General features: G+C 60.0%; 23 protein-coding genes. All 23 read left to right on the top strand.

Annotation, left to right across the window (positions count from 1 at the left end):
• Positions 1-6 precede the first annotated feature (6 nt).
• Positions 7-297 (top strand): co-chaperone GroES, encoded by a 291-nt coding sequence (groES, locus tag Q5923_RS06395; protein WP_009278109.1) that lies wholly within the window; start codon positions 7-9, stop codon positions 295-297.
• Between the two features lie 61 nt (positions 298-358).
• Positions 359-1,999, top strand: a complete 1,641-nt coding sequence (groL, locus tag Q5923_RS06390; RefSeq protein WP_009278108.1) for a chaperonin GroEL — start codon at positions 359-361, stop codon at positions 1,997-1,999.
• A 407-nt stretch (positions 2,000-2,406) separates the two neighbouring features.
• Positions 2,407-3,045: a deoxyribose-phosphate aldolase gene (gene deoC, locus Q5923_RS06385; RefSeq protein WP_303132926.1), complete on the top strand. Its 639-nt coding sequence runs from the start codon at positions 2,407-2,409 to the stop codon at positions 3,043-3,045.
• A 443-nt stretch (positions 3,046-3,488) separates the two neighbouring features.
• A complete protein-coding gene (locus tag Q5923_RS06380; protein ID WP_303132924.1) occupies positions 3,489-4,691 on the top strand; it encodes a phosphopentomutase in 1,203 nt (400 codons plus the stop codon).
• Positions 4,684-5,406 (top strand): purine-nucleoside phosphorylase, encoded by a 723-nt coding sequence (deoD, locus tag Q5923_RS06375; protein ID WP_303132922.1) that lies wholly within the window; start codon positions 4,684-4,686, stop codon positions 5,404-5,406. The genes Q5923_RS06380 and deoD overlap by 8 nt, the downstream gene beginning before the upstream one ends.
• 105 nt (positions 5,407-5,511) lie before the next feature.
• Entirely contained in the window at positions 5,512-6,588 is a 1,077-nt protein-coding gene (locus Q5923_RS06370; protein ID WP_303132920.1) for a BMP family protein, read from the top strand.
• A gap of 92 nt (positions 6,589-6,680) precedes the next feature.
• Entirely contained in the window at positions 6,681-8,210 is a 1,530-nt protein-coding gene (locus tag Q5923_RS06365; RefSeq protein WP_072499996.1) for an ABC transporter ATP-binding protein, read from the top strand.
• Positions 8,207-9,337: an ABC transporter permease gene (locus Q5923_RS06360; RefSeq protein WP_303132918.1), complete on the top strand. Its 1,131-nt coding sequence runs from the start codon at positions 8,207-8,209 to the stop codon at positions 9,335-9,337. Before Q5923_RS06365 ends, Q5923_RS06360 begins: the two co-directional genes overlap by 4 nt.
• Positions 9,330-10,250 (top strand): ABC transporter permease, encoded by a 921-nt coding sequence (locus tag Q5923_RS06355; RefSeq protein ID WP_303132916.1) that lies wholly within the window; start codon positions 9,330-9,332, stop codon positions 10,248-10,250. Before Q5923_RS06360 ends, Q5923_RS06355 begins: the two co-directional genes overlap by 8 nt.
• Before the next feature lie 99 nt (positions 10,251-10,349).
• Entirely contained in the window at positions 10,350-10,793 is a 444-nt protein-coding gene (locus Q5923_RS06350) for a cytidine deaminase (RefSeq protein ID WP_303132914.1), read from the top strand.
• Positions 10,790-12,121, top strand: a complete 1,332-nt coding sequence (locus Q5923_RS06345; RefSeq protein ID WP_072499994.1) for a pyrimidine-nucleoside phosphorylase — start codon at positions 10,790-10,792, stop codon at positions 12,119-12,121. The genes Q5923_RS06350 and Q5923_RS06345 overlap by 4 nt, the downstream gene beginning before the upstream one ends.
• Before the next feature lie 142 nt (positions 12,122-12,263).
• Entirely contained in the window at positions 12,264-13,175 is a 912-nt protein-coding gene (locus tag Q5923_RS06340) for a GRP family sugar transporter (protein ID WP_303132912.1), read from the top strand.
• Positions 13,176-13,691: 516 nt separating this feature from the next.
• Positions 13,692-14,456 carry a nucleoside phosphorylase gene (locus Q5923_RS06335; protein WP_303132911.1) on the top strand — a complete coding sequence of 255 codons (765 nt, stop codon included), beginning with the start codon at positions 13,692-13,694 and terminating at the stop codon, positions 14,454-14,456.
• 13 nt (positions 14,457-14,469) lie between these two features.
• Positions 14,470-15,246, top strand: coding sequence for a nucleoside phosphorylase (locus Q5923_RS06330; RefSeq protein ID WP_072499991.1), 777 nt, complete (start codon positions 14,470-14,472; stop codon positions 15,244-15,246).
• Positions 15,243-16,022: a GntR family transcriptional regulator gene (locus Q5923_RS06325; RefSeq protein WP_303132909.1), complete on the top strand. Its 780-nt coding sequence runs from the start codon at positions 15,243-15,245 to the stop codon at positions 16,020-16,022. Before Q5923_RS06330 ends, Q5923_RS06325 begins: the two co-directional genes overlap by 4 nt.
• A 179-nt stretch (positions 16,023-16,201) precedes the next feature.
• A complete protein-coding gene (locus tag Q5923_RS06320) occupies positions 16,202-17,320 on the top strand; it encodes a BMP family ABC transporter substrate-binding protein (RefSeq protein ID WP_303132907.1) in 1,119 nt (372 codons plus the stop codon).
• A 220-nt stretch (positions 17,321-17,540) separates the two neighbouring features.
• Positions 17,541-19,073 carry an ABC transporter ATP-binding protein gene (locus Q5923_RS06315; protein ID WP_303132905.1) on the top strand — a complete coding sequence of 511 codons (1,533 nt, stop codon included), beginning with the start codon at positions 17,541-17,543 and terminating at the stop codon, positions 19,071-19,073.
• Complete coding sequence (locus Q5923_RS06310; protein WP_303132904.1) at positions 19,070-20,164, top strand: ABC transporter permease; 1,095 nt, start codon at positions 19,070-19,072, stop codon at positions 20,162-20,164. Before Q5923_RS06315 ends, Q5923_RS06310 begins: the two co-directional genes overlap by 4 nt.
• Before the next feature lie 11 nt (positions 20,165-20,175).
• The gene (locus tag Q5923_RS06305) at positions 20,176-21,117 is read left to right on the top strand and encodes an ABC transporter permease (protein WP_072499986.1); all 942 of its coding nucleotides are present in this window, start codon (positions 20,176-20,178) and stop codon (positions 21,115-21,117) included.
• 19 nt (positions 21,118-21,136) lie between these two features.
• The gene (locus Q5923_RS06300; RefSeq protein WP_303132901.1) at positions 21,137-21,922 is read left to right on the top strand and encodes a nucleoside phosphorylase; all 786 of its coding nucleotides are present in this window, start codon (positions 21,137-21,139) and stop codon (positions 21,920-21,922) included.
• Positions 21,923-22,051: 129 nt separating this feature from the next.
• Positions 22,052-22,996, top strand: coding sequence for a nucleoside hydrolase (locus Q5923_RS06295; protein ID WP_072499984.1), 945 nt, complete (start codon positions 22,052-22,054; stop codon positions 22,994-22,996).
• A 51-nt stretch (positions 22,997-23,047) separates the two neighbouring features.
• Positions 23,048-24,403, top strand: a complete 1,356-nt coding sequence (locus tag Q5923_RS06290) for an 8-oxoguanine deaminase (RefSeq protein ID WP_303132900.1) — start codon at positions 23,048-23,050, stop codon at positions 24,401-24,403.
• Complete coding sequence (locus Q5923_RS06285) at positions 24,345-25,388, top strand: ribokinase (protein ID WP_368501952.1); 1,044 nt, start codon at positions 24,345-24,347, stop codon at positions 25,386-25,388. Before Q5923_RS06290 ends, Q5923_RS06285 begins: the two co-directional genes overlap by 59 nt.
• Positions 25,389-25,513: the final 125 nt, after the last annotated feature.

Below are 25,513 nucleotides of genomic sequence, written 5' to 3'. Positions count from 1 at the left end.
CTCACCATGACTCTTAAGCCTTTGGGCGACCGCGTCCTCGTCAAGCCCGCCCCCAAGGAGGAGAAGACCTCGACCGGTCTCTACATCTCTTCCGGCGCGCAGGAGAAGCCCCAGCGCGGCGAGGTCATCGCCGTCGGCGCCGGCAAGCTCAACGACAAGGGCGAGCGCATCGCCGTCGACGTCCAGGTGGGCGACCAGGTCTTCTATGGCAAGTTCGGCGGCAACGACGTCAAGCTCGACGGCGAGGACTACCTGCTCCTCCGTGCCGACGACATCTACGCCATCATCAGCGAGTAGCTCTTAGCAGGCAGGCACAGGACGCTCGCCTCCCGCGAGCGAGACTTTGGAGGTACACAGAATGGCCAAGGACATCTCTTTTGGCACCGACGCGCGCGCCAAGCTCGCCAAGGGCGTGAACACGCTGGCTGACGCCGTCACCACCACCCTCGGGCCCAAGGGCCGCTACGTCGCCCTTCAGCGCTCCTACGGCGCTCCCACGATCACCAACGACGGCGTCTCCGTCGCCAAGGAGATCGAGCTCAAGGACCCCGTCGAGAACATGGGCGCCCAGCTGGTGAAGGAGGTCGCCACCAAGACCAACGACACTGTGGGTGACGGCACCACCACCGCGACCCTGCTTGCCCAGGTCATCGTCAACGAGGGCCTGCGCAACGTCGCCGCCGGCGCCAACCCCATCGCGATCCGCCGCGGCATCGACAAGGCCGTCGCCGCCGCCGTCGACCAGATGAAGGTCGCCTCGCAGGACGTCTCGACCAAGGAGCAGATCGCCGCCGTCGGCACCATCTCGGCCGGCGACCCCCAGATCGGCAACAAGATCTCTGACGCCATGGACGTCGTGGGCAAGGACGGCGTCATCACCGTCGACGAGTCCCAGACCTTCGGCATCGACATCGACACCGTCGAGGGCATGCAGTTCGACAAGGGCTACATCTCGCCCTACTTCGCCACCGAGAACGACACCATGACGGCGGAGCTCCAGAACCCCTACGTCCTGATGACCGACCAGAAGGTCAGCAACATCCAGGACATCCTGCCCGTGCTCGAGGCGATTCAGAAGAGCGGCTCCCCGCTGCTGATCATCGCCGAGGACGTGGACGGCGAGGCCCTGGCCACCCTGATCCTCAACAAGCTCCGCGGCACCCTCAACGTCGCCGCCGTGAAGGCCCCCGGCTACGGTGACCGTCGCAAGCGCATGCTCGAGGACATCGCCATCGTCACCGGCGGCCAGGTTGCCATGAAGGAGCTCGGCGTCGAGCTCTCTGACATCACCGCCGAGATGCTGGGCCGCGCCAAGTCCGTCAAGATCACCAAGGACAACACCACGATCGTCGACGGCGCGGGCTCCAAGGAGGCCATCCAGGAGCGCATCGGCCAGATCAACTCCGAGATTGAGCACACCGACTCCGACTTCGACAAGGAGAAGCTCCAGGAGCGTAAGGCCAAGCTGGCCGGCGGCGTCGCCGTCATCAAGGTCGGCGCGGCCACCGAGGTCGAGCTGAAGGAGATCAAGCACCGCATCGAGGACGCGCTGCAGGCCACCCGCGCGGCCGTCGAGGAGGGCATCGTCGCCGGTGGCGGCGTCGCGTTCCTGCAGGCCGCCAAGGCCCTCGACACCGTCGAGGTCGCTGATGACGACGAGCGCATCGGCGTCGAGATCATCCGCAAGGCGCTCTCTGCCCCCGTCCGCACGATTGCTGCCAACGCCGGCTTCGAGGGCTCCGTCGTGGTCGAGAAGATCAAGAGCCTGCCCGAGGGCGAGGGCCTGAACTCTGCGAACGGCGAGTGGGGCGACATGATTGAGATGGGCGTCCTCGACCCCGTCAAGGTCACCCGCACCACCCTGCAGAACGCTGCCTCCGTGGCGTCCCTGATCCTCATCACCGAGGCCACCGTCTCGGACGAGCCCAAGGACACCACCATCGAGGACGCGATCTCCCGTGCCGCCGCTGCCGGCGGACAGGGTGGCGGCATGTACTAAGCCGCAGGTCTCAGAGCCAGGCAGTGACAGGCGCCCCATGGCTTCGGCCATGGGGCGCCTTCTCGCATCCTTGGACAAGGCCTTCCGATTTGCCTGTAGCCATTCGGGATTCGTCCGCCTGCGGGTCCAGGGCTACCGTTGGCACAAAAGCGCCCTTGGATTGTGTGGGAGTTGGAAGGTCGTTGGGCGCCATTTCCGTAACTGGCGCTACAATCGCGCAAACGCCAGAAAGAAATAACAGCTTAGGCTATGCATCCACTTGTATGTATTAGCAACTGCTCATGCATGTGGAAATCACTTGCTCTTATGGCCGATGCCATTCCTGGCGTATGCGCAACTCATTGGGGTGCCAGCATAAGGTGCATGACGCAAAGGGCGTCGCGCCGCCCCGGGGCGGAGGAGGAGACATGGAACTGCACGAGCGAATCGACCATACCAACCTCAAGCAGAACGCTACTGAGCAGGATCTCGCCAGGCTCTGCGACGAGGCGCGCGAGTACGGCTTTGCGACCGTCTCGATCAACGGCTGCTGGACCTCATTTGCCGCAAAGCGACTCGAGGGTTCCGGTGTCGGCGTCACCACCTGCATCGGCTTCCCTCTGGGCGCGGCCACCACGACGGGCAAGGCAGCCGAGGCGCGGCAGGCGGTCATCGACGGCACGACCGAGATAGACATGGTCATCAACGTCGGAAAGCTCATCGATGGTGACGACGACTACGTCGTCAACGACGTTGCGGAAGTCGTGAAGGCAGCCGACGGCCACCCCGTCAAAGTCATTCTCGAGTGCTGCCTGCTTGACGACGAGCAAATCGTTCGCGCCTGCAAGGACTGCGTGAAGGCCGGTGCCTCCTTCGTCAAGACGAGCACTGGGTTCAGCACGGGTGGGGCCACGGTCGAGGACGTGCGCCTCATGCGCCAGACCGTTGGAAATGCCTGCAAGATCAAGGCGGCGGGTGGAATCCACAGCAAGGATGAGGCCCTTGCCATGGTGGAGGCCGGTGCAGATCGCCTTGGCACCAGCGCAAGCGTCGCCATCGTCAGCTAGTCGTTCGGCATCGGGAGTCTCCTGCCGTCTGCCATATCCTGCCTGCGTCCCGGGTCGGGCTTGTGCGCTTGCCAAGTCCGACTCGGGATTGCTCGTTCTTGGACACGTCTACTAAACAGTAGCTTATAAAACTAAACAAATTCTCAATATAGTTTGATGGGACAAATGGTTTCGTATCAAACTATGTATCACATTATGAAAATACAAACAAGGACAGTAATTCTTATAAAGAAGCAGCTACAAGAAGACAAGATTAGCAACTCACAATCACCTATGCATGAGAACACTCATCAGACATGCCACTTGCGGCGAGCTAGCGACCGCTCATAACTGTTTTTCTTATGCTTGATGAATATAAACATATGCTATTCAAGACGTTTATCTGAGAGGTCACTGACCCTTTCACGCAAGCATACGGCACACACAGAGAGATAGGTGATTTGATGGCCAAGAGGGTCTTCCTCGTCGTATTGGACAGCTTCGGAATCGGAGAGGAACCCGACGCGGCGGAGTATGGCGACGAGGGAAGCAACACCCTCTGTGCCTGTGCGACGAGTCCGTTCTTCCACATGCCCAACCTCCGTGACCTCGGGCTCTTCAACATCGAGGGCGCGCTTGACTCCGTCTACGACGTGGACATCGCTCCCATTGAGGCCCCGAAGGGTGCCTTTGGAAGGTTGCGCGAGGCGTCCAAGGGCAAGGACACCACCGTTGGCCACTGGGAGATGGCGGGTGTCATCTCGCCTGAGCGCTTTCCGACCTATCCCAACGGTTTCCCCGCGGACGTCATCGAGGAGTTTGAGCGTCTGACCGGTCGCAAGGTGCTGTGCAACAAGCCCTATTCGGGCACCGAGGTCATTCGTGACTATGGCAGGGAGATGGTCGAGACCGGCTCCCTCATCGTCTACACCTCCGCGGACAGCGTCTTCCAGATCGCTGCGCACGAGGACGTCGTCCCCTGCGAGCAGCTCTATGAGTACTGCCGCATGGCCCGCTCGATCCTGACTGGGAAGAACGGCGTCGCCCGCGTCATCGCCCGTCCCTTCGTGGGCGAGGACGGCAACTACACGAGGACGTCGCATAGACATGACTTCTCGCTGGAGCCCACGGGGCAGACGATGCTCGACATCCTGAGCGCCAACGGGACCGACGTCATCTCCGTGGGGAAGATCTTTGATATCTTTGCCCACCGTGGCATCAAGGAGTCCATTCCCACCTCGGGTAACCCTGAGGGCATCGAACGCACCATCGAGCTCCTTGACAGGGACTTCGAGGGCCTCTGCTTCGTGAACTTCGTGGACACCGACATGATCTACGGTCATCGCAACGACGTGGACGGCTATGCGAAGGCACTTGCCTACTTCGACGAGCACGTGCCCACCATCCTGGGCAAGCTGCGTGAGGACGACCTCTTCATGGTCACCGCCGACCATGGCTGCGATCCCGTGACCCCCTCCACCGACCATTCGCGCGAGTACGTTCCCTGGGTCATCGCGGGGCCTCGCGTGAAGGCCGGCATAGACCTCAAGACCAGTGGCACCTTTGCCGACATCTCGGCCACCATCCTCGACTATCTCGGCGCACCGGCAGGCGACCACGGAACGTCCCGACTCGACCAGATCATGGAGGTAACAAAGAATGCCTAGCGTCCCCACCCCGCACAACGCCGCGCTTGAGGGCCAGATAGCCAAGACCGTCCTCATGCCGGGAGACCCGCTGCGCGCCAAGTACGTGGCCGATCACTTCCTCGAGGACGTCACCTGCTTCAACAGCGTCCGCAACATGCTGGGCTTCACGGGGAACTACCAGGGTCACCCCGTGTCGGTCATGGGCGGCGGCATGGGCATCCCCTCGATAGGAATCTACTCGTACGAGCTCTTCAACTTCTATGACGTGGACGCAATCATCCGCATCGGCAGCGCTGGTGGCCTCGCCGAGGGAGTCGCCCTGCGCGACCTGGTCGTGGGCCTGGGCGCGTGCACCGACTCAAACTACGCCGCACAGTTCAAGCTGCCCGGGACCTATGCGCCCATCGCCGACTTCGGCCTCCTGCGTCGTGCCGTCCGCAAGGCGGAGGAGCTGGGCGTCCCCACCCGAGTCGGCAACGTGCTCTCGGCCGACTCCTTCTACAACGCAGACCCCACGGTCAACGAGCGCTGGGCCTCAATGGGTGTCCTGGCAGTCGAGATGGAGTCTGCGGGCCTGTACCTCAATGCGGCGAAGGCCCACAAGAAGGCACTCTGCCTCTGCACCATCTCGGACCTCCCGATGACGGGGGAGTCGCTGTCCGCCGACGAGAGGCAGACCAGCTTCACACAGATGATGAAGGTCGCGCTCTCCTTGGCCCTGCCCGAGGAGTAGTCGCCTCCGTGCGAGTGCGGCACCACATGGGGCGCAGGCCCCATGGACATATGCAAGCGGGGCAAGGCCCCCCAGGGAAGTTCGAAGAAGGAGAAGGGACACGTCATGCTCAAAGCCGAAATCACGCGCAGGAACTTCCTGGGCGCCACGGCGGCCCTAGCGGCGACCGCAGGGCTTGCTGGTTGCGGTGGGGGCTCGGCCTCGACCACCGAGTCCGCCGGCGGTGCCGGAGCCGATGCCGCCAGCTACAAGATCGAGATGGTCACCGACACCGGTGGCGTGTCGGACCAGTCGTTCAACCAGAGCTCCTGGGAGGGTCTGCAGCAGCTCGAGTCCGACAAGGGCTGGGAGGTCAGCTACATCGAGTCGAAGCAGGAGTCCGACTACGCGACCAACCTCGACAAGGCCGTCGACGACGAGGCCAACCTCGTCTGGGGCATTGGCTTCAACATGGCCGACGCCGTCGCCCACTCCGCCCAGACCAACCCCGACGTCCAGTTCGCAATCATCGACAACGCATACGATGAATCCCAGCCCAACCTCACCGGCGTGACCTTCCGTGCGCAGGAGCCCTCCTTCCTGGTTGGCTACATCGCCGCACGTACCACGAAGACCAACAAGATCGGCTTCGTCGGTGGCATCACCGGCGTGGTCATCGACCAGTTCGACTACGGATACCGGGCTGGCGTCGACTACGCGAACAAGGAGGCTGGCACCAGCGTCGAGGTCCAGGGCCAGTACGCCGACAGCTTCTCCGATGCGGCCAAGGGCAAGGCGATCGCTTCCAAGATGTTCTCCGACGGGTGCGACATCGTGTTCCATGCCGCCGGTGGTGTGGGTGCGGGCGTCATCGAGGCGGCCAAGGAGGCAAACCAGTACGCGATCGGCGTTGACCGTGACCAGAACTACCTCGCTCCCGACAACGTCATCACCTCGGCCCTGAAGAGGGTCGACAAGGCCATCATCGAGGTCTCGACCCAGATCGAGGCGGGCACCCTCAAGGGCGGCTCCAACATCGAGCTGGGCTTCAAGGAGGACTGCGTCGGCATCCCCGAGAAGCACGATCTCATTGCCGATGACGTCTATCAGGCCGCGCTCGCGCTCTCCGAGAAGATCAAGGATGGCAGCATCGTACCGCCCATGAACAAGGACTCCTACGACAAGTACGTGGCGAGCCTCTAGTCCGCAAGTCAAGAAGCACGCAGGGATGGGGCGCCCTGGCCTGATGGCGGGGTGCCCCATCCCTTGGATGCGACGCCAGGGGAGCAGAAAACATGGAAGTCAGTCCGGAATACGCCGTGCAGATGCATGGCATAGTCAAGACGTTCGGCTCGTTCCGAGCGCTTGACGGGGTTGACCTCGACGTCAGGAAGCAGTCCATCCACGCCATCCTGGGCGAGAACGGGGCGGGAAAGTCCACGCTCATGAACGTCCTGTACGGTCTGTACCAGGCCGACGGCGGAGAGCTCTTCCTCAACGGCGAGAAGGTAAGCATAAACAGCCCGACCGAGGCCATCAAACATGGGATCGGCATGGTCCACCAGCACTTCATGCTGGTGGAGAACTTCACCGTGACCGAGAACATCGTCTTGGGGGAGGAGGTGTGCGGCACGGCGGGCGTCCTCGACATGGCCAAGGCGCGACAGGAGGTCGTCAAGATCGTCGAGGAGTACGGCCTCGAGGTAGACCCGGACGCGCTCATCGAGGACATCACCGTGGGCATGCAGCAGCGCGTCGAGATACTCAAGGCACTCTACCGCGGGGCAGACACCCTCATCCTAGACGAACCGACCGCAGTCCTCACGCCCCAGGAGATCGGCCAGCTGATCAAGATCATGCGCGACCTCGTCAGCAAGGGCAAGACGATCATCATCATCACGCACAAGCTCAAGGAGATCATGTCGTCCGCCGACGAGTGCACCATCATTCGCCGCGGTCGCTACATGGGAACCGTGGACGTGGCGCAGACTAACGAGGCGGAGCTTGCCTCCAAGATGGTCGGTCGCCACGTCAACCTCCACGTCGAGAAGTCGCCCTCCAGGCCGGGCGAGACCGTGCTCTCGATACGCGACCTGCACGTCAAGGACGACCGTGGGATCGAGGTCGTGAAGGGCCTCTCGCTCGACGTGCATGCGGGCGAGATCGTGGGCATCGCCGGCATCGACGGCAACGGACAGCGCGAGTTCGTGGACGCCATAGACAACCTCGTGCATGCGGAGTCGGGAACGATCGAGGTAAAGGGCAAGCAGATTCAGAACACCACGCCCAGGAACACCATCGAGACTGGCGTGGCCACCGTGCCCTCAGACCGCCATCGCTGGGGTCTCGTCCTGCCCTTCAGCGTCGCCGAGAACTCGGTTCTCGAGCGTCACAACGAAGAGCGCTTCGGCAAGGGCATCATGCTCGACCTGGCAAAGGTCGAGGAGTTCGCTCGCGGCCTCATCGAGGAGTATGACATCCGTCCCGAGGGCTGCGAGTCCCAGCCGGCCGCAGGCCTGTCTGGAGGCAACCAGCAGAAGGTCATCATCGCCCGCGAGGTCTCTGGTGAGCCTGACCTGCTCGTGGCCGTCCAGCCCACGCGAGGCCTGGACGTCGGCGCCATCGAGTTCGTGCACAAGTCGTTGATTCGCGAGCGCGACCGCGGCGCCGCCATCCTCCTCGTCTCGCTCGAGCTCGACGAGGTCATGGACGTGTCCGACACAATCGCCGTCATACACGACGGGCAGATCGTTGGCAGCTTCGAGCAGGGAACGGTCACCGAGGAGCAGATCGGCCTCCTGATGGCAGGAGGAGGGAGCAAATGAAAACCATCGTCAAGCTATTGAGGAAGCCCATCGCGGCATCGATACTGGCAATCGCCGTAGGCTTCCTGATCGCAGCCATAGTGCTCGCGATCGCGGGCTATGCGCCCGGACCGTCCTTCGCGGCCCTGTTTAACGGCATGATCGGCAAGCCCAAGTACATCTCCAACGTCGTCATCAAGGCAACCCCCCTGATTCTGACCGGCACGGCCGTGGCCTTCGCCTTCAAGACGGGCCTCTTCAACATCGGTGCCGAAGGTCAGTACGTGACTGGCACCATCTGCGCGGCGATCGTTGGCATCAGCTGCGACTTCCCGCCCGTCCTGCAGGTCCCCCTCGTCATTCTCGCGGGGACGTTCGGCGGGGCCGCATGTGGCGCCCTCGTTGGCTGGCTCAAGGCGAAGTTCGGGATAAACGAGGTCATCACCAGCATCATGCTCAACTGGATCAGCCTCTACGCCTGCAACTTCGTGGTCAACGTGCCCGCCTTCCACCAGCCGGAGTCGACGAGCACCTATGCCGTCAATCCTTCCAGCTACACCATGATCCTCCCCAAGTGGAAGCTCTCGGAGGAGGGGCTCGCCACCCTCAAGGGGACCCCCTGGCTCTACGAGGTGCTCGTGAAGACCGACGTCAACGTGGGCATCCTCATCGCGGTGGCCTGTGCCATCCTCATCGCAGTGCTGCTGAAGCGCACCAAGATGGGCTACGAGATGCGCGCCGTGGGCCTCAACCGCGAGGCGGCCCAGTTCGCCGGCATCAACGTGAACCGCAACATAGTTACCTGCATGCTCATCTCGGGCGCCCTCTGCGGCCTGGCGGGCGCTCTGGCAGTGACCGGCTTGGAGCCGCATAACATATCCACCCTGGCCGCATTCGAGAACAATGGCTTCAACGGCCTCTCGGTGGCCTTCATTGCCGGCTCCTCGCCCATAGGGTGCATCTTCGCCGGGTTCCTGTTCAGCGGCCTCATCTATGGCGGGCAGAGCGTCCAGCAGGTCATGGGGGCGCCATCCGACATCATCAACATCATGATCGGTACCATCGTGTTCCTCATGGCCCTCTCGCAGGTCGTTCCCATGGTTGCCGATTGGCTTGAGCGCAGGGAGAAGGGGGTCGCAAATGCCTAGCAGCCTGTTTCTACTCATCGGCATCACCCTCATGTACTCGACGCCGCTCGTGTTCGGCGCCCTCTCGGGCGTCATCTCGGAGCGCTCGGGCGTCGTGAACATCGGCATAGAGGGCATGATGATGGTCGGCGCCTTCACGGCCTCTGCCGTCTCGTATTTCACTGGGAACCCTTGGCTGGGCTTTCTGGTCGCAGGCCTCACCGGTGCGATCATTGCCCTCCTCCACGCCTTCGCGTCCATCACCTTCAGGGCTGACCAGACGGTCTCGGGCGTCGCAATCAACCTCCTGGCGCCCGGGCTCGCCCTCTTCTTCTGCCGCCGCCTCTTTGACAACGCGGCAATGACACCCGTCTACACCACGCTGCCCAAGCTCTTCGGCGACAAGGCCCTTGCCGGCACGCCGTATGCGAGCCTCAACGTGGACGTGACGGTTGCCCTGGGCCTAGTTGCCGCGGTGATCATGTGGTTCGTCCTCTACAAGACCAAGTGGGGCCTGCGCGTCCGCGCCGTGGGCGAGCACCCTGCTGCCGCCGACACCCTGGGCATAAACGTCGAGCGCACGCGCTACGTCTGCGTGATCGTCTCGGGCATGCTGGCGGGCTTCGGTGGCGCCTCGGTCACGCTGGCCATCGTCTCGCAGTTCACCCAGACGGCCATCAGCGGCCAGGGCTTCATCGCGCTCGCCGCCGTCATCTTCGGCAAGTGGAAGCCGCATGGAGCCTACGGTGCCTGCCTGCTGTTTGGCCTGGCCCAGGCCCTCACCGTGATACTGGGCGGTGGTGACATCGCAATCCCCAGCCAGCTCATGGCGATGCTGCCCTACATCCTGACCATCATCGTGCTGGTGCTCTTCGTGGGTCGCTCCGTGGCACCCAAGGCCGATGGCGTGCCCTACAGGAAGGGTGCGCGCTAGCATGTCGTGCGGTACGGGGACCTCTCGGGCTACGGGAGTCCGAAGGAAGACCGTCGGGGCACCTCGCAGCCAGCCGAGCGCCCCGTCAAGGGAGGCATGATGGACGAGGTAGCGCTCGTTCGGGAGGCCATCGCCGCGCGAGAGGAGGCATACGCCCCGTACTCGCACTTCTCCGTGGGTGCCGCCCTTCTCGACTCGAAGGGCAGGGTATGGCGTGGCTGCAACATAGAAAATGCGTCCTACACGCCCACGAACTGCGCGGAGCGTACCGCGTTTTTCAAGGCGGTGAGCGAGGGGGCGAGGGAGTTCGTGGTCATCGCCATCGTCGGTGGGGCCGAGGGGCTTCCCATCAGCAACTGGTGTGCGCCCTGTGGCGTGTGCCGCCAGGTGATGGAGGAGTTCTGCGACCCTCGGAGCTTCAGGGTGGTGCTGGCCGCCTCGCCGCGCCAGATCAGGACCTATCTGTTGGAAGACCTGCTGCCGCTGGGCTTTGGCCCCCATGACCTTGAGGCGGCGGCACAAAGGGAGGCTGATGGCCAATGAGGATGTACGACGTCATCGAGACCAAGCGCAATGGCGGGGAGCTGAGCGACGAGCAGATCAAGTTCTTCGTCGACGGCTACGTCTCGGGCCAGATACCCGACTATCAGGCCTCTGCCCTGTGCATGGCCATCTACTTCAGGGGGATGAGCGCTCGCGAGACTGCGACGCTCACCATGGACATGGTCGCGTCGGGCGACGTGGTGGACCTCTCTCCCATTCCCGGCATCAAGGTAGACAAGCATTCCACCGGTGGCGTGGGCGACAAGACCTCGCTGGTCGTCGCGCCCATCGTTGCCTCGCTTGGAGTGAAGACCGCCAAGATGAGCGGCCGTGGGCTGGGACACACGGGCGGCACCCTTGACAAGCTCGAGTCCATTCCCGGCCTCTCCACCTCGGTTGAGCGCGACCGCTTCGTGAGGATCGTGAGCGAGGTCGGCGTGGCCATCATCGGCCAGACGGGCAACCTCGTCCCGGCTGACAAGAAGCTCTATGCCCTGCGCGACGTTACCGCCACTGTCGACAGCCTGCCGCTCATTGCCTCCAGCATCATGAGCAAGAAGATAGCGGCTGGTTCCGACAAGATCCTCCTCGATGTCAAGTGCGGCAGCGGGGCGTTCATGAAGACCGTCGACGACGCCATAGAGCTGGCTCGGTCTATGGTCGAGATCGGCGAGCACGTCGGCCGTACCACCGTCGCGATGATTACCGACATGGGCAGGCCTCTGGGCAACTGCATAGGCAATGCCCTGGAGGTTGCCGAGGCTGCGGCGACCTTGCAGGGCAGGGGTCCCAAGGACCTGACCGACATCTGCGTCGAGCTGGCGGGCAACATGCTCTTCCTGGCGGGCAAGGGGCAGATGGATGACTGCCGGCACATGGCACGCGAGCAGATCGCCAACGGAGCGGGCTTCGCGAAGCTCAAGGAGATGGTTGCCGCCCAGGGCGGTGACGCCTCCCTGCTCGACGACGCCTTCGACAGTCTCGTGCAGCCGCGCGTGGCCCGTGAGGTGCGCGCGCAGCGCTCTGGCTGGCTCTATGCGATGGACACCGAGCGCTGTGGCATAGCGTCGGTGGCGCTGGGTGCCGGTCGTGCGCGCAAGGAGGACGCGATAGACTACTCCGCGGGCATCGTCCTGGCCAAGAAGAGTGGTGACGCCGTCGCTGAGGGGGACCTGCTCGCAACGCTGTATGCCGCCGACGAGGCGCTGTGCGACGAGGGGGAGCGCATCCTTCTCTCCGCGCTGGACATTCGCACGGAGGAGCCCACGGCCATCCCGCTGTTCCATGCGCGCGTTACGCGCGACGGCGTTGAGCGCTTGGACGCATAGGCGATAGTCCTGCCGGGTTACGACGATTTCTGTGGGCACGGGGGATGCGGGCGGTGCGGGAATGCCGTCGCGTCCCCCGTACGCATGCGGTCTGCTGCACGACGTCGTCGCGCGTCATCTGCGACATGGACGGGGGAGAGGGATGCTGGCGATTCTGGTGGGTCTTGTGCCCGCGTTCGGCTTTGGCCTCATGGGCTGCGTTTCGCAGTTGGTGGGCGGCAGCGTCGCAAACAAGCAACTGGGGCTTGCCCTCCCTACGCTGCCTCTCGCCCTTGTCATGTCGCTGGTCCGTCCGGTCGCCTGGTCGTCGGGGCTTGTCGTGGCGGCCGCCATCGATGGCATTGCCTGGAGCGCGTCGGAGACCCTGCTTCTCTATAGCTTTGGCATCCTGGGAGTGTCGCGCTCGGTGCCCGTGTCCACTGGCGTCCAGCTCCTGGGCACGTCGGCGATTGGCGTGCTGTTCCTTGGTGAGTGGCGGGGGCAGTCCCAGCTGGCCTTGGGCCTACTCGCCCTCGTGCTCGTGGCTGCGGGCGTGGTTCTCTGCTCTCGCGAGGACGCTTCCGCCATCGAGTCCGCCGCATCTCGTCCTGGGCACGAGGGCTGGTCGGCGAACGCACGAGGCATGGCCTGCGTCATGCTGTCCGCCGGCCTGAGCGTCGCCTATGCCTCGACGAGCAGCATCTTTGCCGTCGACGCCCTGGACCTCCTGCTGCCGCAGTCACTGTTCATGGTCGCAAGCTCGTTCGCGATTGGGCTCGTCTCATCCAAGGGCAGGCTGGTCGGCAGCCCTGAGGCGGTTCTCGGACGCAAGACTTGGGAGAACATGCTCGCGGGAGCGCTTTTCGCCATTGCGAACGCATGCGTTCTGCTGTCCAACCAGATGAACGGCCTCGCCGTGGGTTGGACCCTTGCCCAGATGAACGTCATCGTGTCGACCGTTGGCGGCCTAGTCCTGCTTCACGAGCACAGGTCGGCCCGAGGCCTTGCCTTCGTCGTCACGGGCATGGCTCTGGTCGCCTTTGGTGGCGTTCTTATTGGGCTGACCAAGGCCTGACGCTCGGATTGCCTGTGGGTGAGGGTGGATTGCATGCAAGCATCCTAGATCGGACGAGCTCATCGTCAGCCATGAGGACACGCTAGAGCATGTGAACCCAAAGGACCTGGAAATCAGCCCCTGGCGTGGCTAACTAGGGGCTGGCGCACTCTGCAAAAAACAATCCACTCGATGGGCCGATAGCCACCTGTACGCAGATGTTGATGGCCCCATTGGTGAGCCGGCACCTAGCTTCGGGCCATTTGTCGGCCGCCATCCTGATGACGCACGCGAATTCGTAGGACTTGCTGTTATTTCTCTGTTGCTGTCTTAACTTATCCATATCAATGGATGGACAAGTTAAATCTATCAGTACCAACTAACAGCTAAAACAATTCCGGTTGGCGGAATATTTGTACCGTTCACGACAACTTGTATAGTCAAGTTTGTGAATGCGTCATACATTCTCACTAGACGGATTTGAAGTCACCCGTACGGATTTTGCATGCATGGCTACTGGAAATCAGGGGGTGTCTGATGGGGAAGCGCCTGCTTCATATCGGTGTGAGCGCAAATGAAGTCGGTCGATATGTCCTGATTCCCGGCAGCGTCGAGCGTGCTGCCTTGATTTCCGAGTATTTTGATAATTCCCACGAAGTGGCCCATCGTGGCGGCTATCTAACCTTCTATGGCACTCTTGAAGGTGTTCCTGTAACCGTCACGTCCACGGGCATTGGTGGGCCTGCTATGGCGCTCGCCGTTGAAGAGCTGAGCGAATGCGGTGCGGACACCTTCATACGAGTGGGCTCCTGTGCCTCGAGCTCGCCCGTCTCAAAGATTGGTGACGTAATAATTCCAAGGGGCGCGGTGCGAATGGAGGGTACCGGAGATTATTTTCTGCCCCGCGATTTTCCCGCCGTTCCGGACTATCAGCTATTTCGATGCCTGGAGCAAGCAGCTAGCCAAAGTGCCTTTCCTTACAACACGGGTGTCACAATCACAAAAGACTCCTTCTACACCGAGGCTGCGCCCGAAACCAAGCCCGTTCATGACGAGCTCTCCTTTCGGTGGGATTCTTATGAGAGAGCTGGGGCAACGAATACGAGCATGGAGTGTGCGCCGCTGTTCCTCCTGGGTTCCGCCAAAGGCCTGCGCTGCGCCTCGATAATGATCTGTGCAACTAACTATCAGACATATTCCAACGACAAGCAGGATTATCCAGCTGCATGGGAGAGGCGTGCAATCGAGGTCGCCATAGCAGGGCTTCGCATGCTTATCCATGCTGACCGATTCAAAATCTAGGGAGGTCGCAGCGATGAGCAAGCAGATGATGCACCTCGCCATCCAGGAAGGTGATGTCGGGGAGTACGTGTTCTTGCCTGCAACGCCGGAGTGCGCCGTCCGCATCGCGGACTCTCTTGACGATGCCGTTGAGGTTGCCTGCAACCGGGAGTTCCGCACTTTCACGGGCCTGCTCGACCAGACAAGGGTTTCCGTCACATCTTCCGGACTGGGTGGACCCGCCTTGGGCATTGCAGTCGAGGAGCTGCATGAATGCGGTGCGCGAACCCTTGTCAAGGTAGACACTTGCGAGGCGCTTGTGCCATCCGTCCATACGGGAGACCTCATTTTTCCCAACGGTGCCGTGCGTATGGAGGGGGTGGGTAGGCAGTATGCGCTCGAAGAGTATCCTGCCGTGCCGGACACAGACGTTCTAGCTGCCCTCTGCGATGTGGGGAGGGGGAGAGATGCCACCAGTCACGTGGGTGTTGTGGTCACGAAGGCGCGATTCTCTTCTCAATTCTTGACTGGGTCCGGTCCTATGGAGCGCCAGCTTAGGGATAGGTGGGACGCCTATGCCCAAGGAGGTGCCCTTGCGGGCGAGATGTCCTGTGCCACGCTTTTTGTCATTGCTGGATCCCTGCGCATGCGGGCGGCGGCAGTTTTGGGCAACGGTTGTGAGGCAGGGTACTATTCCGATGACGAAGCGAATTGGGCGTTGGACCCCCTGAATCTGGCAATCGACGTGGCCGTCGAGGGCATGCGGCTACTAATTGCTCGCGACAAGGCAGAGGCGGGGGTGCGAGCATGATTGAGCATGAGCCTAAGACTCAGGTGGTCGCCCTGCACGACATTCCGATTCCTGACGGCGACGAGAATCCCGGGATGCCTCTCTACGTGCGCATCTACGATACGCTCTATAACCTCATCCGTTCGGATGAGGTGCGGGAGGGCATGCAGCTTCCCAGTGAGAGCCAGCTTGCCGAACACTTTGGCATGAGCCGGGGCACCATCCGCAAGGCCATGCGTTACCTTGTAGAGGACGGCCTGCTGATAAAGGGCCAGGGTCGTTGTGCGGAAATCGCCCCCCAGGGCAAAGTTCAGCTTGAAGGCTTGCAGACCTACACCAATGCTTGTGAGACCTTCTGCACTCTTCCCATCACTCATCATCATGCGAGCTGGCGCTTCACCCTTGCCGGACACTGGCTGAGCGTTCAGTTGGGCATACCCGAGGGTGCCTTGGTGCTCACCTCTGACATCCTCTACTACAGCGACCAGTCTCCGGTCGCCAAGTCCATCTGGCTCATCCCAGCCGGCTACCTTGAGGAGTCCTCCGTTGATCCCAGCGATGAAGCCGCCATGGATGAATTCCTCTTCGATACGATTCAGTCTCAGGTTGTGGATACGCATACCGATATCACGATAGCGCAGGGCGCGCCGGATTGGTGTCGTGATGCGGACCTCGCGCTTTGCCTGAGCGAGATTGCCTATGGCAAAGAAGCCCCTATAGGACACTTCAAGAACTACCTCAGGAGCGATTGCTATCGCCTGGAAATGAGGCGAGAGGGCGCACAGCGTCATCTCTGACAATTCTGGTGAGCCTCCGCCTTCCCTCTCACGTTTGTAGGTGCCATCCGTTGAGCTATTCGTTCCGAAAGGAGAGACCTGGCTTGTCCCGCGCTTTTACAGGCGGTCCGTACGGTGTGGTGGGGGTGCGGTCGCATCCCCAGCGTTGCCAGTAAAGGGCTTTGTACTTAGGAGGAATAATGCTGGATCGTCGTTCGTTCGTCACCGTCAGCCTCGGTACCGTTAGTGCTCTCGTTCTTGCTGGTTGCAGTAAGGGTGGATCCGATTCTGATGTCGCCCCTGCCAAGGACGGTTCCTCGTCCGATGGCGCCAAGGGCAAGAAAGTGATCTTCTTGGTGAGCGGCAACCTTGGCGACAAGGGCTTCTACGACTCGACTGCCAGGGGCATCAACACTCTCGCGAGTGATTATGGCTGCGAGACCAAGATTGTCGAAATGGGTCGTGACGAGACTACCTACGAGGCTACGCTTAGGGACGTGTCTGACCAGGATTGGGATCTGATCGTCTGTTCGACCTTCTCGATGCGAGAGGTTCTCGAAGGGGTTGCTCCCGACTATCCCGATAAGAGCTACGTCCTGCTGGACGTCGCCTCGACCGTACCCAACATCCTGGGCGTTTCCTTCCCGGGCAATGAGGCGGGATTCCTGGCCGGCACCGTCGCGGGCAACTACATCCTCGAGAACTTCCCTGACAACAAGGTGGCTGGCTTCATCGGGTCAATGGATGCCCAAGGCATCAACGACTTCCTCGTTGGCTATATCGAGGGCGTCAAGAACGTCGATGAGTCGATTAAGGTTAATACCTCATACGTTGGCTCCTTCGAGGACGTCGCAACCTGCCTCGAGATGACCACCCAGCTCTATAACCAGGGTGCCGAGGTCGTCTATGCTCCCGCATCGCAGAGCATCATGGGCGCCGTCACAGCTTCCAGCAATACCGGTAAGGCTCTCATCGGCTGTGACACCGACATCTACAGCGAGCTCATTGACAGCCAGCCCGATCTGGTTCAGCACGTCCTGACCTCTTCCCTCAAGCGTTTGGATGAGGCCACCATCAAGTCTGCCACAGGTCTTTGGGATGGCAGCCTCAAGGTGGGCACGCCCGTCAACATGGATGTTGCGTACGGCGCCATTGGGCTGGCGGACAACGACAACTATCAGAAGCTTGTGAGCGAGGACACGCGAAAGAAGGTCGACGAGGTTACGCAGAAGATAGCGTCCGGTGAAATCAAGCCCAAGAGCGCGTTCGACATGGACACTGAGGAGCTCACCAAGATGCGTGATGGCGCAAAGGCGTAGCTTCCGGTCCGTCGTAGGTCCTCTTGTAGAAAAGAGGGGCGAAAGTCGCCCGAGGATGCCATTGGTGACGGCGCATGCGAGCAGCGGCGCGTGCCAATACGTTTCGCGGACAGATGGATAGCCGTTGAGCACCTGTGCGGTCGGATTATACGACCGCAGTCCGACCGCACGACTTGACGGTTGAGGGAGGGCATCTATGCACGGCGAAGAGGCTTTGCGTATGGAGAACATCACCAAGGTGTATCCAAATGGTGTCATCGCAAATAGTGATATCAATTTCTCAGTTATGAAGGGTGAGATTCATGCCCTGTCGGGCGAAAATGGAGCGGGCAAGTCGACACTCATGAAGATGCTCTTCGGCATCGAGCAGCCCACGCGTGGAGACATATATGTGAACGGCGAGAAGAAGGTTATTTCGTCTTCTGCCGAGGCGATCAGCCTGGGTATCGGCATGGTTCACCAGCACTTCATGTTGGTTCCCTCGCTTTCGGTAGTTGAAAACATGGTGTTGGGCCAGGAGCCACGCCGCGGTGTCATGCTCGATCGAAAGACCGCAAAGGCTCAGGCGAAGGAGGTGTCTGAGAAATACCATCTTGGAGTTCCGCTGGATGCCCCGGTATACGATCTGTCAGTTGGCCAGAAGCAGAAGGTCGAGATCCTGAAGGCCTTGCTCCATGGTGCAAAGATCCTAATCCTGGACGAGCCTACTGCCGTACTTACCCCACAGGAGACCCAGGAGCTCTTCATAGAACTCAAGAACCTACGTGATGACGGATATACGGTCATTTTCATTTCACATAAGCTAAACGAGGTGCGCGAGCTCTGCGACCGCATCACGATCATCCGTCACGGTCGCACCATGGGTGTCTATGACGTAAGGGACGTGAGCGAACGCGAGATTTCGCGGCTGATGGTTGGTCGTGACGTCGTCCTTCACATGGACAGGACTCCGACAACGCCGGGTGACGTGGTTTTGGACGTCGAGGGGCTTTCGTACTGGAATCATTACGGAAAGCAACGGTTGAACGGCATCTCACTCCGCGCCAGGCGCAATGAGGTTCTGGGCGTGGCCGGCGTTGAGGGCAACGGACAGGCAGAGCTCGTGGACATCATCAGTGGGAATCTTTCGCGTTTCCAAGGATCCGTCAGGGTCTTGGGCAAGGAGGTTTCCGGGATGTCCATCAGGCAAGTGCGCGAACTGGGTGTGAGCTACATTCCCGAAGACCGTATGACCATGGGCATGGCGGGTGACCTTTCAATCACTGACAATCTCATGGCAGACAAGAGCTACCGCGACCGTTTCGTGGGTAAGGTTGGCCTCCTCGACAAGAAAAGCATCCAAGAATATGGCGCTGACATGGTTGAACGTTACCAGGTCGTCTGTAAGTCACCAGATCAGCCCATATCAAGTCTTTCGGGCGGCAATATCCAGAAGGTCGTTCTTGCCCGTGAGCTCTCGAGCAACCCAGAGCTTGTTATTGCCGATCAACCTACGCGCGGCGTAGATGTCGGCGCCTCTGAGTTCATCAGGCAGGAGCTTCGCAACCTGCGAGACCAGGGGAAGTGCGTACTCCTCGTCTCATCCGACCTCAATGAGCTCCTTGGTCTCTCCGATCGCCTAATCGTTCTCTGCGACGGTGGTATAGCGGCGTACTTTGCAGACACTTCCGAAGTGACCGAAGAGGACTTGGGCAGGTACATGTTGGGAATCGACAGACAGGCTGACGAAGAGATTGCAGGGGTGTGCGCATGAACAACAAGCAGATCAATCTCTTGGTAGATGCCGTAAAACTCCTACTTATCATGGCGATTACGCTCGCTGTGATTGCAGCGATTATCTTCTCGGTGAGCGACGACCCATTGAACGCTCTCTACAACTTCTTTGTGGGACCGTTCCTCTCGATGCGTCGTATCGGCAACATCGTCGAGGGGGCTTGCCCCCTGACATTCACCGCCATGGCGGTCATGCTGATTTTCAAGGCGGGACAATTCTCGATGATTTCGGAGGGCTCATTCTTCATAGGGACCGGAGTGGCAATGTCTACCTCACTCGCCGTCCCCATGCCCACGGGGCTGCATGCCCTCGTTGCGCTCCTTGGTGCTGCACTCGCTGGGGCATTCATTGCGTTTATCCCTGCCATTCTCAAGAAGACCTGGGATGTCAGTGAGGTTGTCACCTCGATCATGCTCAACTACGTGTGCGAGTTCTTCGTCATCTACCTCGTGACGTACCACTTCAAGGAGACCTCGAGTTCCTCGCTCGCCTCATGGGAACTGGCTCCGACGAGTCTCCTTCCCAAGATCGTCCCTGGCACCAACATCCATCTGGGTGTCATCCTGGCCTTGCTCCTCTGCGTGGGCTGCTGGGTCCTTACCAACCGCTCACGCTTTGGGTATCAGCTTAGGTTGACGGGCAGCAACCCTTCCTTTTCGCACTATGCCGGAATCAAGGAAACGGGCGTCATGGTGGGCGCGCAGGTTATTGCTGGAACCATCGCAGGCATGGGTGGCGGCGTCGAGCTTTTGGGCATGTACAACCGCTTCAAATGGACCACATCTCCCGGTTTTGGTTGGACGGGCATCGTCGTTGCTCTGCTGGCAAAGGATAACCCACTCCTGATTCCGCTTAGCGCCTGCTTCTTCTCCTATATCAACACGGGTGCAAACATCATGGCCATGAACAGCGACGTGAGTAACGACGTTGCGCAGATTATCCAAGGCGTCATCATGATGCTCATAGTTTCGGGAGCCCTTCTCCAGCGTTGGCGCCAGAAGCTGGTCGTACGTGCCGCCGAGAAGGAACAGGCCGAGGCCGCTGCCGTTAGCGCCTCTGTCGAGGCTTAGGGGGCAGGACGATGTCTACGGTTCTTGCAAACATCTTCAGCGCCGAGTTCGTGTACATGTGGATTCGCGTCGTCACGCCAATTCTACTTGCCTCGCTTGGCGGTTGCATCTGCAACCAGGCGGGTGTCGTCAACCTTGGTCTCGAGGGCATCATGCTGCTCTCCGCCTTGGCAGGCGTAATAGGCGGTGCCTATGGCGGGGGCCTTCTGGCAGGAGTCGCCTGTGGCCTTGGAGTGGCACTTCTGGTTAGTCTGATTTTTGCCTACTTCCATCTCAACATGGAAGCGGACGCGACCCTCTGTGGTACGGCGATAAACACCTTCGCGGCTGGGGCGACAGTCATGGCCCTCTTCACGCTTACGGGCGAGAAAGGCACGAGCTCCTCTTTGCTCAGCTTCTCTTTTCCTACTATCAACATCCCGTTGATAGATAGAATTCCAATATTGGGCAGCATTGTCTCGGGCCATAACTTCGTGACCTACGTCGCTTTCTTGGCGGTGTTTCTCACCTGGTTCTTGTTTTACCGCACGCCCTTGGGCCTGCGCATACGTTCCATCGGGGAGAACCCTGATGCCGCCGCATCCGTGGGAGTCAACGTCCGCAGGACTCGCTACGTTGCGATTCTTCTGTGCGGGCTCCTTACGGGCATGGGTGGAATGTACATGTCCATGGGCTATCTCAGCATGTTCACTCGGGGTATGGTCGCCGGGCGCGGATTCATAGCCCTTGCGGCTGCCGCCATGGGACAGTCGACTCCCATCGGTGCGCTTCTCTCGTCGATGCTGTTCGCATTCTTCGAGAGCATCTCGAACACCCTGCAATTGTTGGCCCTGCCCTCGCAGTTCATTAGGATGCTGCCTTATGTGGCCACGATTCTTGGTCTCACCATCTATTCGATCCAGAAGAAGAACAAGGCTTATGCCAGGGCACAGGCAGCGGTACAGGAAAAGTAAGGAACAAGGAGAAAAACTCATGGAATTGTTGGACAAGAGTGCAAAGACTCTCGGGGCTCGTCAATACCATATCCACCTTCAACCTGGTGACATTGGCGACTATGTGCTGCTGCCCGGCGATCCTGCCCGCAGCGACCGTGTGGCCAAGTACCTCGATGACGCCGAGCTGGTGGGCAACAATCGCGAGCATCGTTCCTTTACGGGTACCTACAAAGGCGTACGCGTTTCGGTGACTTCGACCGGCATGGGCTGCCCCTCCGCATCAATTGCCGCTGAGGAACTGATCAACATCGGAGCGAAGTGCCTCATTCGTATCGGCAGCACCGGCGCGCTGCAGCCCGAGCTTAAGATTGGTGACCTCATCGTCTCAACCGGCTCGATGAAGAATGAGGGCACCTCCAAGTTCTATCTGCCCGATACCTTCCCGGCAGTGCCTGACTTCGACCTGACCCGCTGCCTCATCGACACGGCGCGTGACATGGCGCCCAGTCTGGGATGTGGCGTGTACTACGGGATCGGTGCGAGTGATGACGCCTTCTATGGAGAGACGCCAGAGTGGATTGAGAAGTTGAGCGGATACGGTTGCCTCAATGTCGAGATGGAGGCATCAGCCATCTACACCGTCTGCCATCGTCGTGGCGTGCGTGGTGCCATGGTGTCGGCAGTCTCTGGCAACCTCGTACGCTCTGATGTCATCTATGAGACGGCCAACGTGGGCCTTGAGAATGGCTGGGACCATGAAATCGAGGTCGTTCTCGAGACCATCGCCAAGTTCGACGCGGAACAAAGGGACGGCAGGCATTGATTCGGAAATTCATGCACTATCTAACTCGAATCGCTTAACCCCTCGGGTTCCGAGGTGCCCGAACAATTCGGCATAAAGACCCCCCAGGCAACCTTTCCAAGGCTTGGAATCCGTCAATAAGGAAGTTCAATGATCAGGACAATCATCGACTGCGACACGGGCATTGACGACTCCGTCGCGATTCTCTTTGCGCTGAGGCGCCCCGAGATTCACGTGGAAGGAATTACGACGGGATGTGGTAACACCAGCGTTGACCAGGCAACCGATAACGTGCTTCGACTTTTGAAACTCGCCGAGTTGTCTTACGAAATTCCCGTTGCCAAAGGTGCGGGACAGCCTCTGGAAGGGACCTGGGACGGTCCTGTCGTGCGGGTTCATGGACCAAACGGCATAGGGGGCGTCGAGCTTCCGTCCTCGGAGCAGTGTCCTTTGGATGAGCCTGCGAGCGACTTCATCGTGCGCATGGCACGTGAGAATCCGGGCGAGCTTACCGTTATTACCCTAGGACGAATGACCAATCTCGCTCTGGCGCTGCAGAAGGAGCCCATGCTTCCCAAGCTGGTGAAGAACGTTGTCTCTATGGGTGGTGTGATTTATGGTGCGGGCAACACCAGCCCTGTCGCGGAGGCAAACATTGCAGGTGATCCTGAAGCGGCCGATCAAGTAATCATGGCAGGATTTGATTTGACCATGGTGGGACTCGACGTCACCATGAAGACTCGCATCACGCGACAGCGCCTCGAGTTCCTACGTGCGCATTGTTCCGCCTCAAATCGCCGTGTTGTTGACTATCTCCATGGGGTACTTGAGTACTACCTGGGCTACTACCGGACTCAAGACTTTGCTTTTGACCACTGTCCTGTCCATGATCCCCTGGCGGTCTTGGTTGCTATCGATCCGGGATTGGTGAGCCTGAAGAAACTGCCAACTCGTATTGAGTGTGGTGGGCAATACTGCCGCGGCAAGGTCGTGGTAGACGAGCGCCCGCATCACTTTGATGCGCCGTTCGTGACGCATTGTCTTGCAGTTGCGGGGGATCGGGCGGCGGAGGAACTGCTTTCGACATTCATGTAGGTCTCTACGGTTGTTGGACCGACGATTTGGCATGCCCTGAGGGGAGAAGTCGTGAGTCGCCTTCTGGTACGTAACATAGAAACTCTCGTGTCCTGCGACGCTCGGGATAGCGTATACGAGCAAGTTAACCTCTATTGCGAAGATGGCCTCATTCGTTCGATTGGTCCCGCTGAACCCGAAGCGGACGAGGTTATTGATGGCACGGATATGCTTTGCTATCCCGGGCTGGTAAATGCCCACCATCACCTGTACCAAATCTTCTCGCGAAACCTTCCCCAGGTACAGAACATGGAGCTTTTCGACTGGCTGCGTACCTTGTACGAGATTTGGAAGAACGTCGACGCGGACGTAATTGGCCTCTCGACCATGGTTGGCTTGGGCGAGCTCATGAAGAACGGCTGCACCACGGTCTTTGACCACAACTACGTCTTTCCTGCCGGCGCAGGCGACCTCATGGGAGCGCAGGTCCAAGCTGCCGAACGTGTGGGTGCGCGTATGCATCTCTCGCGTGGGAGTATGGACCTCTCTAAGAAGGATGGTGGCCTGCCGCCAGATTCCGTGGTACAAGATGTCGACCAGATCCTTGCTGACAGCGTCGAGTGCATCCAGCGCTACCATGACGCATCCTTTCAGTCTATGCATCGCGTTGCCCTGGCGCCCTGCTCACCATTCTCGGTGTCGGCAGAGCTCTTGCGCCAGAGTGCCATTCTGGCTCGTGAGTATGGCGTGCGCCTGCACACCCACCTCTGCGAAACCAAGGACGAAGAGACTTACATGCTGGAATCAAGGGGCATCCGTCCTTTGGCCTACATGGAGGAGCTTGGTTGGATAGGTCCGGACGTGTGGTACGCGCATGGCATTCACTTCAATGCCGACGAACTGCAGCTTTTGGCTCGTACCGGAACGGGTATATGCCATTGCCCCATTTCTAATATGAAGCTCTCATCTGGCGTCGCTCGTATCCTAGAGATGCTCGAGATGGGTATTCCTGTTGGACTGGGGGTGGACGGCTCTGCCTCGAATGATGGATCGAATCTGCTCGAGGAACTGCGCGTCGCCTTCCTCCTACACCGACTGAACTCGAGCGATGTCACCCCCAGTGCATATCAGATGCTCAAGGTTGCCACCATGGGTGGTGCGCGCGTTCTGGGTCGTGCGGATGAAATAGGATCGCTCGAACCTGGCAAGTGTGCCGACTTCTTTCTTGTGGATAGTCGCAGGCTCGAGCTCGTGGGGGCATGCGTTGACCCCTCGGCTGTCCTGGGGACGGTGGGACTCAAGGGCGCCGTTGACCTCACTGTGGTCAACGGAGAGGTGACCGTGCGCGACGGACGTCTGACTCGCGTCGATGAGCGTGCGCTGGCGGATGAGGCAAATAAAAAAGCGATGTCCTACCTTGAGGGATAGGCGGTTCGTTCCCTGTACTTGGTTACATCCAGAACACCCACCGAAAGAGGCAGATGCGATGCGTATCCTAAATATCGGGTCGCTCAACATTGACAAAACATACGAAGTCGACCATTTCGTACAGCCAGGTGAGACACTCATGGCAAGCTCCATGGCTGTCTGTTGTGGGGGCAAGGGGCTCAACCAGTCAATTGCGGCGGCGCGTGCCGGAGCGCAGCTCTGGCATGCCGGTCTCGTGGGAAATGACGGTCAGGCTCTCGTGGACGCTCTCGTTGCGGCTGGTGTGCATACCGAACTCCTGAGACGAATCGATGGGCAGTCCGGTCACGCCATCATCGAGGTCGACCCCTCTGGGCAGAATCGCATTCTTCTCTTTGGCGGTGCGAATCGCATGTTGAACGAGAAGACGATAGATGGAATTCTCGATGCCTTTGGCGAGGGGATGGTCCTGCTCCAGAACGAAGTCAACCTCCTTGCCTACATTGTTGACGCGGCGTATCACCGAGGACTACCCGTCGCGCTCAATGCTGCACCAATGAACGACGATGTGCTCGGCTGCGAACTCAGCCATCTTGGCTGGCTGATCATTAACGAGATCGAAGGACGTCAGGTGGCTCAGTGCGAGCGAGATGAGGACATTTTTCCCACGCTTTCACGTCGCTATCCCAGTCTCAAGGTGCTGCTGACCCTTGGGGAGCGAGGTGCCGTTGTGCTTGCAAACGGGACGAGCTACACCGTGGGCTCCTGTCACGTTGCAGTGAGGGATACGACTGCGGCAGGTGACACCTTCATAGGCTACTTCCTGCGGGGCATTGACCTTGGCTGGGAGCTTGGGGACTGCCTGCGCTTTGCGACTGGGGCGAGTGCCATCAGCGTTACGCGTGAAGGTGCCTCCACTTCGATTCCCAGCTTTGACGAGGTCAAGAGATTTGTCAGTTCTCACAACGACGAGCTCGCTGTCGAAATACAGGGTTTTCGAGCGTAGGACGAAGGATGAGTCACGCATAGACCTGAACGCATGCGTTGACCATGCCGTCTCCAGCCCATCCCCATGACTTTCTAGCCACGGTGATTGAAGAGCTCTCATGATGCACCAGCTGCGTTGTTACC

The organism is uncultured Olsenella sp. (assembly GCF_959602185.1).
Classification (GTDB): Bacteria; Actinomycetota; Coriobacteriia; order Coriobacteriales; family Atopobiaceae; genus Olsenella_I; species Olsenella_I phocaeensis.
This window is presented reverse-complemented; position numbering and strand designations above follow the sequence as displayed.

What these genes read in the sequence shown, in the direction of transcription:
- groES (WP_009278109.1), top strand. Translation starts at nt 7, where the DNA reads ATGACTCTTAAGCCTTTGGGCGACCGCGTCCTCGTCAAGCCCGCCCCC.
- groL (WP_009278108.1), top strand. Translation starts at nt 359, where the DNA reads ATGGCCAAGGACATCTCTTTTGGCACCGACGCGCGCGCCAAGCTCGCC.
- deoC (WP_303132926.1), top strand. Translation starts at nt 2,407, where the DNA reads ATGGAACTGCACGAGCGAATCGACCATACCAACCTCAAGCAGAACGCT.
- Q5923_RS06380 (WP_303132924.1), top strand. Translation starts at nt 3,489, where the DNA reads ATGGCCAAGAGGGTCTTCCTCGTCGTATTGGACAGCTTCGGAATCGGA.
- deoD (WP_303132922.1), top strand. Translation starts at nt 4,684, where the DNA reads ATGCCTAGCGTCCCCACCCCGCACAACGCCGCGCTTGAGGGCCAGATA.
- Q5923_RS06370 (WP_303132920.1), top strand. Translation starts at nt 5,512, where the DNA reads ATGCTCAAAGCCGAAATCACGCGCAGGAACTTCCTGGGCGCCACGGCG.
- Q5923_RS06365 (WP_072499996.1), top strand. Translation starts at nt 6,681, where the DNA reads ATGGAAGTCAGTCCGGAATACGCCGTGCAGATGCATGGCATAGTCAAG.
- Q5923_RS06360 (WP_303132918.1), top strand. Translation starts at nt 8,207, where the DNA reads ATGAAAACCATCGTCAAGCTATTGAGGAAGCCCATCGCGGCATCGATA.
- Q5923_RS06355 (WP_303132916.1), top strand. Translation starts at nt 9,330, where the DNA reads ATGCCTAGCAGCCTGTTTCTACTCATCGGCATCACCCTCATGTACTCG.
- Q5923_RS06350 (WP_303132914.1), top strand. Translation starts at nt 10,350, where the DNA reads ATGGACGAGGTAGCGCTCGTTCGGGAGGCCATCGCCGCGCGAGAGGAG.
- Q5923_RS06345 (WP_072499994.1), top strand. Translation starts at nt 10,790, where the DNA reads ATGAGGATGTACGACGTCATCGAGACCAAGCGCAATGGCGGGGAGCTG.
- Q5923_RS06340 (WP_303132912.1), top strand. Translation starts at nt 12,264, where the DNA reads ATGCTGGCGATTCTGGTGGGTCTTGTGCCCGCGTTCGGCTTTGGCCTC.
- Q5923_RS06335 (WP_303132911.1), top strand. Translation starts at nt 13,692, where the DNA reads ATGGGGAAGCGCCTGCTTCATATCGGTGTGAGCGCAAATGAAGTCGGT.
- Q5923_RS06330 (WP_072499991.1), top strand. Translation starts at nt 14,470, where the DNA reads ATGAGCAAGCAGATGATGCACCTCGCCATCCAGGAAGGTGATGTCGGG.
- Q5923_RS06325 (WP_303132909.1), top strand. Translation starts at nt 15,243, where the DNA reads ATGATTGAGCATGAGCCTAAGACTCAGGTGGTCGCCCTGCACGACATT.
- Q5923_RS06320 (WP_303132907.1), top strand. Translation starts at nt 16,202, where the DNA reads ATGCTGGATCGTCGTTCGTTCGTCACCGTCAGCCTCGGTACCGTTAGT.
- Q5923_RS06315 (WP_303132905.1), top strand. Translation starts at nt 17,541, where the DNA reads ATGGAGAACATCACCAAGGTGTATCCAAATGGTGTCATCGCAAATAGT.
- Q5923_RS06310 (WP_303132904.1), top strand. Translation starts at nt 19,070, where the DNA reads ATGAACAACAAGCAGATCAATCTCTTGGTAGATGCCGTAAAACTCCTA.
- Q5923_RS06305 (WP_072499986.1), top strand. Translation starts at nt 20,176, where the DNA reads ATGTCTACGGTTCTTGCAAACATCTTCAGCGCCGAGTTCGTGTACATG.
- Q5923_RS06300 (WP_303132901.1), top strand. Translation starts at nt 21,137, where the DNA reads ATGGAATTGTTGGACAAGAGTGCAAAGACTCTCGGGGCTCGTCAATAC.
- Q5923_RS06295 (WP_072499984.1), top strand. Translation starts at nt 22,052, where the DNA reads ATGATCAGGACAATCATCGACTGCGACACGGGCATTGACGACTCCGTC.
- Q5923_RS06285 (WP_368501952.1), top strand. Translation starts at nt 24,345, where the DNA reads ATGAGCGTGCGCTGGCGGATGAGGCAAATAAAAAAGCGATGTCCTACC.